The following is a 13098-nucleotide window of genomic DNA, read 5'->3' on the forward strand; positions in this document are numbered from 1 at the left end:
CCACCAGGCGGAAGGTCGTCATCCTTGCTCCCAACGTTGACATTGACCAGCGCGTCGAGAGGCGAGAGTGTCGCATCTCTAACTGGCCCAACTGTAGCATTACTAAATAGCCACTACACATGCCGATCGCGTAACTTACATTATGGAATTTCCGGTATTCCTAAAATTCGGTCACCTTCGGCGCGTTCTACTCCGACCGGGATCACACTACGGTGTTTTTCTGGCCGGCACGCTCAATGAGCCAAGTTCTTGAATCATCTGCAATCAATGATGAAAGAAGCAGAATCCGATGGCGAGTATGACCATTCGAAATCTCGATGACAGTTTAAGCAGCGCTTGCGGGTCCGCGCCGTGTCCCATGGCCGGTGCATGGAAGACGAGGCACGCGACCTCAGTTGCTGAAGCCGAAATCCGATACGGCATGGCAAGAATGGGTCACGGTCGACGCCGCCAACAACTTGAGCACGCCGTCATCTCAATCTTCAACGACGATTTCGCCGGCAGAATTCTACCATTCGACGGTGAGGCGGCTTGGGCATACGCGGCCGTCGCGTGTGAACGGTTTCAGGCCGGACGACCGATCAGCCAGGTCGATGCCCAGATCATCGCCACGCCAACTCGGGACCAGCAACAGTGACCTGCGGACCGAGGGGATAGCAACGGTGATGTGGCTGCGACGCGCTCTTGGCCGCAAGGCGGCTGCGAACGCACGGGCTCGATAGCGCAGCTCCGGTCTGTCGTACATCTTACTCGAGCATCCCAGTACTCCGGCAAATCACCGGAACGCTGGGATGCCATTCTCTTGAAGCTGACGTACCGGCAGTTACGCGGCGGCCTCCCGCCTGGGCAGCACCCAATTCGCCCGCGGAAAGTGGCAGGTGTAGCCGTTGGGATAGCGCTCCAGGTAATCTTGGTGTTCCGGCTCCGCTTCCCAAAAATCTCCAGCCGGCTCGACTGAAGTCACGGTTTTTCCTGGCCACAGGCCCGACGCGTCCACGTCTGCGATCGTATCTTCGGCTATTCGTCTCTGTTCATCGCCCAGAACGAAAATCGCCGATCGGTAGGAGCTGCCGATGTCGTTGCCCTGTCGGTCGACCGTGGTTGGGTCGTGAATCTGGAAGAAGTACTCCAGAATCCGGCGATAGCTGATCGTCTCGGGATCGAACACGATCTCAATGGCTTCGGCGTGTGCGCCATGGTTGCGATAGGTCGCATTCGGTACGTCGCCGCCGGTATAGCCCACGCGGGTCTTGATGACGCCGGGCAGCGCGCGGATGAGATCCTGCATGCCCCAGAAGCAGCCACCGGCCAGAACAGCTTTCTCGGTCATATGATAGTCTCCACTTGGTTGAGATAGGCACCATAACCCTCGGCATCCATTTCGCCGAGCGGAATGAACCGCAGCGCTGCGGAGTTGATGCAATAACGCAACCCGCCCCGGTCTGCCGGGCCATCTGTGAACACATGGCCGAGGTGACTATCGGCATGAGCTGAGCGTACTTCGGTGCGGATCATGCCATGAGAACCATCCGTCACTTCCTGAACATTTGCGTGTACGATCGGCTTCGTAAAACTCGGCCAGCCGCAACCGGAATCAAACTTGTCGGCGGAGGCAAACAGCGGTTCGCCGGAAACGATGTCGACGTAGATGCCCGGTTCCTTGTTGTCGGTGTACGCCCCGGTAAAAGGGCGTTCCGTGCCACTTTCCTGGGTCACGTGATATTGGATGGGCGTCAGCCTGCCGATCGCATCTTCGGTCTTTGTGTACTTCACTGCGATAACTCCTATTGGCTCGGTTGGTCCAAATATGGCGAGTGGTCGGCTGGTTTCCCAATAGCGGACGTGCATAGATTCAATAGCGGTGCCTTGGCGCGTGTCGGCTCAGTCCCAATCGTGACGGGCCGCCATCTGTGCGAGCTTGCGCACCTCAAGCGGCGTGCCGGACCCGGAAATGGATACCAACACCACCTCTCGCGCCAACGACATGCCCTCAATCGTACGGGTGGCTATTCCCTCAACGACGACCGAGCGCTCAGGCATGATGCATATCGCGCGCCCTTCCGCCACCAGCTGCTGGACCCAGTCCTCGCGATTGGCGCTGAAACGCGGTTGCATCACCGCATTTTGGTTCATCAGGTGCTCTGTGATCTGGCTATGGAACTCGCAGGCGAGCCGATCGACATATGGATAGGAGGCGATGGCCCCGGCGCTGGCCACGTCATCTCCTGCGAGCGGATGCCCCGGCGCGCAAGCCAGCAGAAATCTCTCACGAAACAGCGGCACGATGTCGAGCTTGGGGTTGGCGCGCGGCGCCTCCGGCAGGATGCACGCATGATACTTGCCGGAGAGCACCTCGTGTGCGCCCTCACCGGCCAATAGTTGATGCATGTTGATGTTTACGGCAGGGAGCTGGCAGAGCACATCGTCAAAGAATGCCGTGAATGCAGCGGGACCGATGGTCGGGGCAACGGCGATGTCGAGAATACGGCGGCGGCCGTGCACTGTACTTTCTGAATGTTCGCGCACATTTCGAAGGGCGAGTTCAACGCGCATGAATTCGGCCTGGACGTCGCGGCCGAGCGCCGTCAGTCGGCTGTCCTTGCCATCGCGGTAGATCAGTGGGCTGCCCAGCTCTTCTTCGAGGCGCTGAATCGCTCGCGTCAAACTGGGCTGCGAGACGCCGCTTCGACGCGCGGCTTCCGTGAAGTTCAACGTTTCGGCCAGATTGAGGAAGTACCTAACCTGATTGATATCCATTTCTGATTCCGCGTTGGTTGCCTGGATGCAGTCGCAAAACTGGCATGCTTGCAGCCTGCCGAGCACATAGCTTGACGCAACCATGCGCCCAAGTGAAGGGCATGAGCGGCATTGGTTTGGCGCGAATCTGGGTAGTCCGTTGTCCGCGCTCATATAGACAGCGCGCTTCCCAGCAGCGAAGGATCTGGCGGCAGCACGTCGCATAGCGGCCGAGCTTGCGCGCTTGGACGCATCGGCGTTGATGTCTCCCACGCGAAGGTCCATGCCAAGGATTGTGCGCCGGTGGATGCTGATGGCGAAACCTGACGAAATTGTCCTTCGCAACATGGGCTTTTGCCGGCACCGGCGCATCTCTGGGATAGCGGCCCAGTGTTCTTCCGCCATGAGCCGACCCCGGGACAGGCGGCGATGCACGAATTCAACCCGGCCAAGCCTCGCTGCCGCCTTATTCCTTCGACACTTTCGAAATGAAAGGATTGGCCCTTGATTTATGCTCGTCATCTCGCCGCGCTTGCAGCAAGCCTTCTTCTGCTTGGGGCTGCCGGTTGCCAGAAGGAGCCGGAATCGACCGCTGCCCAGGCCGCTGGCGCCTGCAAGCCGGAGGCTGCAGAAGCGCTGGTCGGTAAAGACAGAATTTCCGACGAGGACGCAAAGCAGGTGACGGGTGCGACGATCGTCAGGCAACTGAAGCCCGGGGATCCGGCGACGATGGATTTTCGGAAGGAGCGCGTAACGATCGAAACGGATCCGGCGACGGGTAAAATCGTGCGCGCCATGTGCGGATAGGCGCCGACGGAAGTCATGAAAACGGCCGGGCTTTTCAGCCCGGCTTCTGCCGGGCGAGAACGGGCCAAAATCGATCGCCGTGTCCGCCGGCGCGGACGGCCGCTGTCGAGCCGATGATCGGGCTCCCTATCAGGTCATTGAAGAACTCACATCAACGACGTGAATCGGTTCGCCCCAACCGATTCAAAACTCTCATTGGACGCCGACTCCTCGGCACGCGATGCTGTGTTCATGACCCAGCAGTGCTCCAGCCTCTACTTTCAGCGGATAGACCCAAACCGAAACATGGCGCGTTATTATGCGCTTTCGATACAGCCGACGCTCTTTGGCGAAACCTCTCTTATCCGTGCCTGGGGCCGCATCGGCACGCTCGGCCAGGAGATGAGCCATCACTTCGCATCCGAGGCTGACGCCGTAGCACTCCTTCTCGATATCGCCCGCCGAAAGAGGGCGAGAGGCTATGTTCCCATGCCAAGTTGTGGACAATCGCCGGAAGAGGCGGTCGTTATTGCGCAAGGCCGATGACATCGGCCCTATTCGCGCAAAGGATCATCTCGTCAAAAACGAGGAGGAACACCCTTTGACGACCACGACAGAAATTGCAGAAAAGATCGCCAGCGAGCATGGCCTCACGAAGGTTCAAAGCAAGGCAGTCGTCGAATCCGTGCTTGCGGCGATCTCCGCCGCCTCGGTCTCCGGCAACGAGACTTCCCTGCCCGGCTTCGGCAAGTTCAAGGTGAAGGCCACGCCAGAACGCGAAGCCCGCAATCCCGCAACCGGAGCTACGATCAAGGTCGCGGCAGCAAGGAAGCTATCCTTCGTGCCGGCAAAAGCTCTGAAGGACGCGCTCAACAAGTAAACACTCGACGCCTGCGGCTCCGCCGACGCGCGGGGCCGCTTACATCTGAGTTGTGCCGATGCTAGGCCACGCGCATGCTCGGATGGTCATGTCCCGCCAATTCCGTCGGTGTTTGCATAAACCAAACCCACGTCTTCGGGCCGCTCGAAGTTGCGCCCCCGGGCACTCGGCCGACGTCGTCCATCTGCCCGATAGGAGGAACAAACCTGCGATCTACAGCGCCGCGCGTCAGATATGACGCGCAAAGGACGCTGTAACGCATTAAACTTGCTGCATAGTTTCCTCCTTAAATCGATTCCGATTTAAGGAATTATGCAGTAGGCGTTCTGCGGCGAAACGGAGGCAGCCCAGATGCAGGGCATCAATCGGGATCACCCCGTCAGCTCGGCGCCAATGGGGAGCGGTGTATCAACGGGCCACAGGACGCGCTTCAGTATAAGCGAATGGCCGCAAGGAGGATGGTTCTACGAATGGGCCAGAAATCGCTGTCACGTGGCGCTTGAACGCGGCGAAAACCTTGGGCTTTCGCGGAGGGCCTTCATCGGCGCGGCCATCGAATGTTCGTTCCTGATTGCGGAGGACGATATCGCCTCTTGAGTTACTGGCAGGCAGCCGGATCTCACCGTCAGGCCAGTTCTCCACAGCGTCCGAATTTCCTCTGAAATCACAAGCCCGTAAGCCTGTCCGCGCCTGTGGATAACCGGTGCATCACTTGAAGGTCGTTTGCCTTGTCCCACTGCCGTTTTTCCGGTGGCAAGAAATCCGTCTAGAGTGCAGAGGCTCCGGTCTTCCCGGGGTGGTTAGTGTAGCAACTATCGAAGAGGCCGCGCCCTGCTCCTGCACGCGCGGCCTCTATTTCCTGCATCTGCCACGGGCCATTCTTGCGATCGCTTCCGCAGGATCCGCGCCTCCTCGAACCTCGTTTTCTCGCCCCGCATGTTCCCTGTCGGTTAAAAGACCGGTCTTGGTGATGATGCAGAACTGTGCACTTCCGCAGCGAGGCCCGCTCAACTACGCCGGGCGGGAAATCAGCGGGCTGACTTGCTGATCGTGATAATCCCAGTGCCAGATGCTGCCAGCGCCCGCGATGAAGCGCAGAGAATTAACGCGATGGAAAGCCAGCGCTGCTAGCACTCCTGGGTTGAAAAGGAGAGCCCATCATGCTGCCTGCCTCGTGGAAGCCGATTGACGCCGGTGGCCTGATCCGTCTCGGATCTCCACGTGACGGCGGTTATGTCGTGTCGGAGCGGGCGGTTCGTGCCTCCAGGCTTCTGATCAGCATGGGATTGAACGACGACTGGCAGTTCGAAAAGGAGTTTCGTAAGCTTGCCGACGTCGGCGTCGTTTGCTTCGACCACTCCGTCACCTGGAAATTCTGGCTGCGATACTATGTCGAGCAGGCCCTGCGGCTTCGCTGGGCAAGACTGACGCGCTATCTGGACTATCGGTGGTTCTTCAGCCGGCCCGGGGTAGAGCATCGTCCCATTAGAATTGGTTATGATCAACCGGGCGAGGTCAGTGTCGCTGGTCTCCTCAAAGAATTCACCGGGAATGACATCTTCCTCAAGATCGATATCGAGGGCTCCGAGTATCGTATCCTTGACGACCTGGTGAAATATTCGGACCGCTTCACAAGCGTCGTGATGGAATTCCATGATATCGACCTCAACAGAGATCGGATCGCGAGGTTTGTGGAGGGAATGGCGAATTTCAAGATCGTCTTCCTCCATGCCAACAATTATGGCGGAAGCGATGGCCAAGGCGACCCCCTGGTCATCGAGATGAGCTTCGTTAGAAAAGATCTGCTCGATCCGGTCAAGCCGGGAGAAGCACGGCCCGAGCTACCGGCAAACACGTCACGACTTCCCGACATCGAATTGCGGTACGCTCCGGTGGACACAAACGCCACGGCCGGCGCTTCCCGCACCCTTCCGGCTGGAGCCGACTGACTTGCGAACAAGCGGCCCACGACAAGTGCAGCCGCTTCGTCGGACAAAACGATCCCCCCAGGCGGAATGAAAACCAGCCGCCCAGAGGAAAGATGAGACGTTACGACGAAAGGTACCTTGGTCCTGTTCCCCGTCCCGTCAGCAGCCATGAGAGGCTCACGCTGAGAACGCCGGCAATCATCGTCAGGCGATTGGCGCGTGGAGCAGCTCGGTCATTTTCCCAATCGAACCATGTGCTCGTATCGACGCCGACGACCTTGGCCGCGCTTTGTGCTGAAACATTCAGCGCATCGCGGGCGAGCGACATGCGTCCGCCAATCGTGTCATCCTGGACGCAGATCGCCTTCTCACAATCATTGAAGTTCATCGATATCCCTTTCCATTCTGATGCGAGTGGTCGCCCGGCACGGTTTGACCGACGCCGGGCTCTTTCTCAGTGGTCTGACCGGCTTACTTTCCGGTCCAGGCTTTCACCTGATCGGGATGATCAGCGATGTATTTCTCAACCGCAGCTTCATAGGAGGTCTGCTGCGCCTGGAACATCGCGGCTTCCAGATCGCCGATCGGCAGCTTCATGCGGGAAAGGAAGCCGGCGACATCAGGATTGTCCTGCTTGAACCCCTTGCGCGCCAAAACGTCGACATGTTCGGCTTCACCGAGCGCGCCCTTCGGATCGGCGATGTAGCGAAGGTCGTATTTGCCGAACATCCAATGGGGGCTCCAGGACGTTGCAATGAACCATTTTTCGGTTCTGATCGCGCGGTCGACCGCCGTCAGCATCCCGGCTTCGCTGGAGATCTGAAGCTTGTAACCGTCGAGGCCGTAGTCCTTGAGCGCCTTTTCCGAAAGACGCGTCAGGCCGGAGCCGGGATCGATGCCCTGAACTGTCGAGGCAAGCTTCTGCTTGATCTCGGGTTTCTGCAGATCCTCGATCGAATTGAGCTCGCTTTCCGGAATATAGGCTGGGACGACCCATCCGAGCTTGGCGCCCTCATAGACAGTGCCGAGCGTCTCGACCTTGTCCTTTACCTTGCCGTAGTAATCGGCATGGGTCTGCGGTAGCCATGCCATCATCATCGCATCGAGATCGCCGCGGCTCACACCCTGATAAAGCGGCGCCACGTCGGTCTGCACGAGCTCGACATCCCGCCCCAGCTCATCCCTGATGATCTTCGCCGCCAGCTTGGTGACGAATTCCGCGTCCGACCATGCTGCCCAGCCGATTTTCACCGGCTTTGCTTCTTGCGCGAAGCTGGCGCCTGCCGGGCCGGTAACGAACATGGCGGCCAGGCCGATGGTTGCGATTGTCTTGAACATATCCAATCCTTCCGTGCATTTCGAATGATCGCGGACACATGTCCGCTGATGAAGAAGCCTGCGCTCAGGCGGCTTTGGCCTCGGGCTCGCGCAACCCAAATTTGGAGAACGGCAGGCGCCAAGAGGCGCGCTTCTTTCCAAGGCTTTGGGTCAGGCGGTCGAGAATGACGGCGAGGATGACCACGGCCAGACCGCCTTCGAAGCCGGTGCCGACATCGAGCCGTTGAATGCCAGTCAGCACCGTGTTGCCGAGGCCGCCGGCGCCGATCATCGAGGCGATGACCACCATGGACAGAGACAGCATGATGGTCTGGTTGATGCCCGCCATGATCGACGGCATTGCGTTGGGCAGCTGAACCTTGAGGAGAAGCTGGGTTGGCGTGCAGCCAAAGGCATTGCCCGCCTCGACGAATTCCACATGCACCTGCCGGATGCCGAGATTGGTCAGGCGCACCACCGGCGGCATCGAAAAGATGACGGTCGCAATGGTGCCCGGAACCGCGCCCAGCCCAAAAAACATTGCCGCCGGAATGAGGTAGACGAAGGCCGGCATCGTCTGCATCAGATCAAGCCCCGGGCGGATGATCGCGGCGACGGAATCCCGGCGCGCCATGGCCACGCCGAGCGGCAGACCGACGATCATCGCGATCACAGTCGAAGCAATGACCAGGGACAGCGTCTCCATCATCGCTCCCCACAGCCCCATCTGCCCGACCAGCGAAAGCGAAAGCCCGGCAAAGACGGCGAAGCCGAATGAGACGCGCCATAAAGCGAGAAGAACAAAGATTCCGATGCCGACCGGCATGGGAATGCTGAGCAGGCCGCTCTGCAATCCGCTCGTCACGAATCCGATCGACGCGGCGATGAAGTCGAGCGTGGGCGAAAAATTGTCGAGGATGTAATTGACGGCCGAATCGATGCCGTCTCCGATGTCGAAGCTCATGGTTTTATCCGATTGGCTGGTGAGGTTCAGTTTGCGCGGTCGAGCGTCTCGAGCAGCACCGACTTGCTGATGGCGCCGACGTAACGATCCTGGTCGTCGACGACCGGCACCGGCCATGCGGTTGCCGCCACTTGCCCAAGGACGCTCGAGAGCTGCTCGCTGGCAGGGATCGGCGCGGCGTCCGCAAGGAAAGCCTTGCGATACGGGTCTTCCGCCTTCGAACGGATCTTCTCCATCAAGGACGCCTGGCTGACCATGCCATGGTATTTCATGTCGCGGCCGACGATGATCGCGAACTCCCGATCGCGGCTCTTCATCTGCTCCAGCGCGGCAGCGGCAGAAACGCCCTGACGCTCTATGATCGTGATCTGGTTCTTTCGCGCCACGTCGCCGGCCTTGAAAACCTGCGATACGTCGACATTGCGGAAGAACGACCGGACATAGTCGTTGGCAGGATTGCCGACGATTTCGTCCGGCGTGCCGACCTGAACGACGTTTCCATTCTGCATGATGCAGATACGGTCACCTATGCGCATCGCCTCATCGAGATCGTGGCTGACGAAGACGATCGTGCGGCTTTGCTCGGATTGCAGACGAACCAGCTCGTCCTGCATTTCAGTGCGGATCAGCGGATCAAGCGCCGAGAATGCCTCGTCCATGAGCAGGATCGACGGTTCGCTTGCCAGAGCGCGGGCAAGGCCGACGCGCTGCTTCATTCCGCCTGACAGCTCGTCCGGACGGCTTTCGCCATAGCCGTCGAGCCCGACGGCTTTCAGCGCGGCCATGGCCTTGGCCTTGCGTTCGGCCTCGCCGACGCCGGCCACTTCCAGCCCGAAGGCGGCGTTGTTGAGAACAGTGCGGTTTGGGAGAAGCGCGAAGGACTGGAACACCATGCTGATGTCCCGGCGACGGAGCTCGATCAGAGCCTTGCGCGACATCTTCGTAATATCGTGGCCGTCGATCTCGATCGATCCGGATGTCGGCTCGATCAGCCGGTTGAGGAGGCGCAGAAGTGTGGATTTCCCGGAACCGGACAGGCCCATGATCACGAAGATCTCACCCGCCCTGATATCGAAGCTGGCGTTGTTGACGCCAATGGAGCAACCGGTTGCTCGGTGAATCTCTGCCTTGCTCTTGCCGGAGCGAAGGAGCTCCAGGCCATCTTCGGGCCGTTCCCCGAAAATCTTGTAGACGTCCTTCAATCTGATCTTGGTCGAACCCTCGGACGTGCCGTTTTCGTGTTCCGTCGTAAAAGCCATAAAAAATTGCCGCCTGCTCAATAGCTGACGCACTCTCCTTGTTTGTGGTTTTCAACACTCCTCAAGCAAAATTCACTCAAGGAAACGCGTTTTTAGACACCATCATCCATCCACATGAAGGATGGTCAAGTTAATCCTCGATAATCGCCAGATGAGTATTATTATAATAATACATGCTGCGTTGATGAGCGCGAAGAAACTGCCGTTTTTACAATGACAGATAGCTGCCGAGGCGCAAAGGATTGCCTTTATTACGACTCAGAGTTCCGGATGTCCATTGAAAATTCTAATTTTTTCGAAACCGGGACCCATTGGTATAAATCAGCGGCGCTCCTGCGACACCCAAACGCCCTGCAAAAATGTGCATGTGTGTGGCCGGTTTTGCGCCAGCCAAAAGGGGTTTTCCGAGCGATGAGTGACATCGATAAGCGACCGCTGAACGTTAGCTGAGCACCGCACTGCGGTAGACGCCCCATCGGTCCACTTGCCTGACATCCGAACGCGGCGTGATCTACCTGGACAAGTCGCCAACGAAGTTACGGGTTCGCCTGTCAGAAGCCGGCTTCGCGTGGCGAGGTCAGACACTGCCGCACCCAACGAACTCAAATCGTGATGCCGCCGTCTACATTGATCGCCTGACCGGTGATGAATGCGGCCTCGTCCGAAGCGAGAGACGCGCAGATGGCTGCGATCTCTTCGGCTGTTCCGAACCGGCCGGCAGGCTGTCGGCTGATGAAGGAGCTATGGGCTTCTTCGCAACTGCCAAGCCTTGCCGCCAGTTCGTCGATACGGGCTTCGAGTGAAGGCGAAGCGACAGTGCCCGGGCAAACGGAATTGCAGCGTATTCCTGACGACACATAGTCTGCGGCAACCGCCTTCGTCAGCCCGATCACGCCGCCCTTGGCTGCACCGTAGGCGGCGCGCCTCGGGAAGCCCTTGATCGACGAAGCCACCGAACCAATCGTGATGATGCTGCCACCGTTCGCCTTCATCTTGGGGATCGCTGACGCGAGCACATGATAGGCGCTGTCGAGCGTGATGCTGACGGAGCGTCGCCAGTCATCAACCGAGCATTCCTCGATCGTGCCCTGGTGCACATAGCCGACGGCATGCACGACAATGTCAACCTGCTCGAAGCTCGAGAAATAGTCGGCAACGGCATTGATGTCGCTGGCATGGACCTGCGCACCTTCGGCAGCCAGGCGCTTGGCGACGGCCCGGCCGATCCCCTGACCGGCCGCAGTGACCACCGCCACGCGCCCGAGCAGTCTCTGCGTCATATTGTGCATCATCGCTCCAGCCTTTCCGTCGCCGTCGGGCATCAAAGCACCCGTACTGTCTGCCGCTGCTGGCCCAGCCCTTCGATACCCAGTTCGACCACATCCCCGGGGCTAAGATAGCGCGGCGGCTTCTGCCCCATGCCGACGCCGGGAGGCGTGCCGGTGCAGATGAGGTCGCCCGGCTCAAGCGCGCAAAATTCGCTCATGTAGGAAACGATGGTGCGGACATCGAAGATCATCCGAGCGGTATTACCGCTCTGCATGCGCTCACGATTGACATCCAGCCACATCGAAAGGCCTTGCGGATCCGGGACTTCGTCGCGCGTCACCAGCCAAGGGCCGGTCGGGCAGAAATTAGGAAAGCTCTTGCCCTTCACCCCCTGCCCGCCGCGCTCCATCTGCCAGGCCCGTTCGGAGACATCGTTCACAACGGTGTAGCCGAGAACGTGATCCATCGCCTTGTCCGGCGATACGTTGAGCGCATGTTTGCCGATGACGATGCCGAGCTCGACCTCCCAATCGAGTTTGCTCATTTTCGGCGAATGGAGAAGCGGCGCGTTCGGTCCGCAATAGGTCGCGGCCGACTTGTTGAAAAGGATCGGCTCCTGCGGCACCGGCAATCCGGCTTCCTCTGCATGGTCGGAATAGTTGAGCCCGATGCACCAGATCGTTCGTGGGGTGGGTACCGGCGGCAGGAGATCGCCATCATCGAAGGATGATTTTGGGCAGCGTCGAAAGGTCGATCGCCAAAAGCGCGTCAAGTGACGTGGCGAGCACATCGGCAGAAATATCCGGGACAACGGAGGACAGGTCTCGTGCCGCTCCTTGGGCGTCCAGCGCGCAGGGGATGACGGAACCGGCGATATCGAGGCGAAGCAACTTCATGGTTCATGGTCTTTCGTTGGGCGGTCGGGCGAAGGGCGTTTTCAGCCCATGGCGGCGGCTTCGACCGAGAGCCGGTAGCGCGTGGTGAATGGCTGATCGGGATGGAAGGACAGCGAGGTAGGGGTGGCCGGCGAAGCCACAGGATTGTCGGCCGTCGACACGGCCGGACCGAGATCGAAGGCCGAGCAGACCGGTTCAACGCCAAGTGCCAGATGTTTCCCGTCCCACGGAAAAGCCTTGCGACCGCGGTTGCTGTACCAGAGCAGCAGGCTGGGAAAATGCTCCTGCTGCCATTCAAGGCGCGCGCGAAAACCCTCGTCACGGTAGTGCAAGGCAACCGCACCATCGATGCCGACCAGTTGCAGCAGTTCCTCGACATTCTGGTCAAGCGGCACCGATGCCGCATCGACGATGGCGCCATCTCGGGCATCGACGCTCTGAAGTCTCGACCATCGTCCACCCGGCGCAAACAGCGTCACCCCCGGCTCCACATCGCCGGGAAAACCGCGCGCCTCGCCATAGTTTCCGGGTTCGATCCCGACGGACCCTGGCCGGGATGAAAGGCGGAAAGTGGGATGCAGGCCGATCGGAAGTCTGCAGGGTCTGCGCACCTCGATTTCGAGCGTGATGTCGACGGCGGCGGCATGCGGGTCCGGCACGATGCGCCGGCGCAATTGGCGCACGGGATGGCCGTCCGGATAGCGGCACGTCAAGACGATCTGCCGCTCGTCGCAGTCGCCCCAGTTCCAATGCGCGTTCGAGCCGTGGCCGTGCGGCACATCCGCGCCAGCGAAATTCTCGCCTGTATCCGACCAACCGGCGGAAAGCGGGCGCGAACCGTCGCTGCCGAAGGGCACGCAGGGCCATTCGCCGCGCAATTCCTGCAGGATCGGCGGCAGCGCCACTCTGTTTGGATCCCGGCCCCAGGGCGCCACATGCAGCGGGCTTACCTGCCGCCCGTCGGGCAACAGGAAGAGCGCCGGGCCAAGCATACCGCCCAGGGACTGCACCGCGAGGCATCCGTGCGCCCAGGCCAGGCCTCGCCTTGTCGTCTCAGTCATCT

13 protein-coding genes and 2 pseudogenes are annotated in these 13098 nt (G+C 59.7%); 5 read left to right on the forward strand and 10 right to left on the reverse strand.

Translation table 11 applies throughout. From position 1 onward, the window contains the following. Positions 1-289 precede the first annotated feature (289 nt). A pseudogene (locus tag BC363_RS34710) lies at positions 290-393 on the forward strand (plasmid stabilization protein); the annotation flags it as partial. A 430-nt stretch (positions 394-823) separates the two neighbouring features. Here the strand turns inward: BC363_RS34710 and msrA are convergent. From msrA to BC363_RS24335, 3 genes are all read right to left on the reverse strand, one after another. Further along, positions 824-1330 carry a peptide-methionine (S)-S-oxide reductase MsrA gene (gene msrA, locus BC363_RS24325; RefSeq protein WP_065785533.1) on the reverse strand — a complete coding sequence of 169 codons (507 nt, stop codon included), beginning with the start codon at positions 1328-1330 and terminating at the stop codon, positions 824-826. Further along, positions 1327-1773, reverse strand: coding sequence for a peptide-methionine (R)-S-oxide reductase MsrB (msrB, locus tag BC363_RS24330; RefSeq protein ID WP_065785534.1), 447 nt, complete (start codon positions 1771-1773; stop codon positions 1327-1329). The genes msrA and msrB overlap by 4 nt, the downstream gene beginning before the upstream one ends. Before the next feature lie 108 nt (positions 1774-1881). Then, entirely contained in the window at positions 1882-2757 is an 876-nt protein-coding gene (locus BC363_RS24335; RefSeq protein ID WP_065785558.1) for a LysR family transcriptional regulator, read from the reverse strand. 483 nt (positions 2758-3240) lie between these two features. Here BC363_RS24335 and BC363_RS24340 point away from each other — a divergent pair, with 483 nt between their 5' ends. From BC363_RS24340 to BC363_RS24355, 4 genes are all read left to right on the forward strand, one after another. Then, entirely contained in the window at positions 3241-3543 is a 303-nt protein-coding gene (locus BC363_RS24340) for an I78 family peptidase inhibitor (RefSeq protein WP_065785535.1), read from the forward strand. 231 nt (positions 3544-3774) lie between these two features. Beyond that, positions 3775-4068: a WGR domain-containing protein gene (locus BC363_RS24345; protein WP_065785559.1), complete on the forward strand. Its 294-nt coding sequence runs from the start codon at positions 3775-3777 to the stop codon at positions 4066-4068. A 55-nt stretch (positions 4069-4123) separates the two neighbouring features. Continuing rightward, positions 4124-4402, forward strand: coding sequence for an HU family DNA-binding protein (locus BC363_RS24350; RefSeq protein WP_053248700.1), 279 nt, complete (start codon positions 4124-4126; stop codon positions 4400-4402). 1160 nt (positions 4403-5562) lie between these two features. Then, positions 5563-6351, forward strand: coding sequence for an FkbM family methyltransferase (locus BC363_RS24355; protein WP_065785536.1), 789 nt, complete (start codon positions 5563-5565; stop codon positions 6349-6351). 100 nt (positions 6352-6451) lie between these two features. Here the strand turns inward: BC363_RS24355 and BC363_RS24360 are convergent, their stop codons facing one another. From BC363_RS24360 to BC363_RS24390, 7 genes and pseudogenes are all read right to left on the reverse strand, one after another. After that, entirely contained in the window at positions 6452-6718 is a 267-nt protein-coding gene (locus BC363_RS24360) for a helix-turn-helix domain-containing protein (protein ID WP_065785537.1), read from the reverse strand. A gap of 83 nt (positions 6719-6801) precedes the next feature. Beyond that, complete coding sequence (locus BC363_RS24365; RefSeq protein WP_065785538.1) at positions 6802-7668, reverse strand: glycine betaine ABC transporter substrate-binding protein; 867 nt, start codon at positions 7666-7668, stop codon at positions 6802-6804. Positions 7669-7732: 64 nt separating this feature from the next. Then, the gene (locus BC363_RS24370; protein ID WP_065785539.1) at positions 7733-8611 is read right to left on the reverse strand and encodes a proline/glycine betaine ABC transporter permease; all 879 of its coding nucleotides are present in this window, start codon (positions 8609-8611) and stop codon (positions 7733-7735) included. 26 nt (positions 8612-8637) lie between these two features. Further along, positions 8638-9870, reverse strand: a complete 1233-nt coding sequence (gene proV, locus BC363_RS24375; RefSeq protein ID WP_065785540.1) for a glycine betaine/L-proline ABC transporter ATP-binding protein ProV — start codon at positions 9868-9870, stop codon at positions 8638-8640. Between the two features lie 602 nt (positions 9871-10472). Next, positions 10473-11150: an SDR family oxidoreductase gene (locus BC363_RS24380; protein WP_065785560.1), complete on the reverse strand. Its 678-nt coding sequence runs from the start codon at positions 11148-11150 to the stop codon at positions 10473-10475. Between the two features lie 41 nt (positions 11151-11191). Continuing rightward, positions 11192-12035, reverse strand: a pseudogene (locus BC363_RS24385) (fumarylacetoacetate hydrolase family protein). A gap of 41 nt (positions 12036-12076) precedes the next feature. Beyond that, the gene (locus BC363_RS24390; protein WP_065785541.1) at positions 12077-13096 is read right to left on the reverse strand and encodes a hypothetical protein; all 1020 of its coding nucleotides are present in this window, start codon (positions 13094-13096) and stop codon (positions 12077-12079) included. Positions 13097-13098: the final 2 nt, after the last annotated feature.

The sequence above is a fragment of the Ensifer sp. LC384 genome (genome assembly GCF_001695865.1).
Classification (GTDB): Bacteria; Pseudomonadota; Alphaproteobacteria; order Rhizobiales; family Rhizobiaceae; genus Ensifer.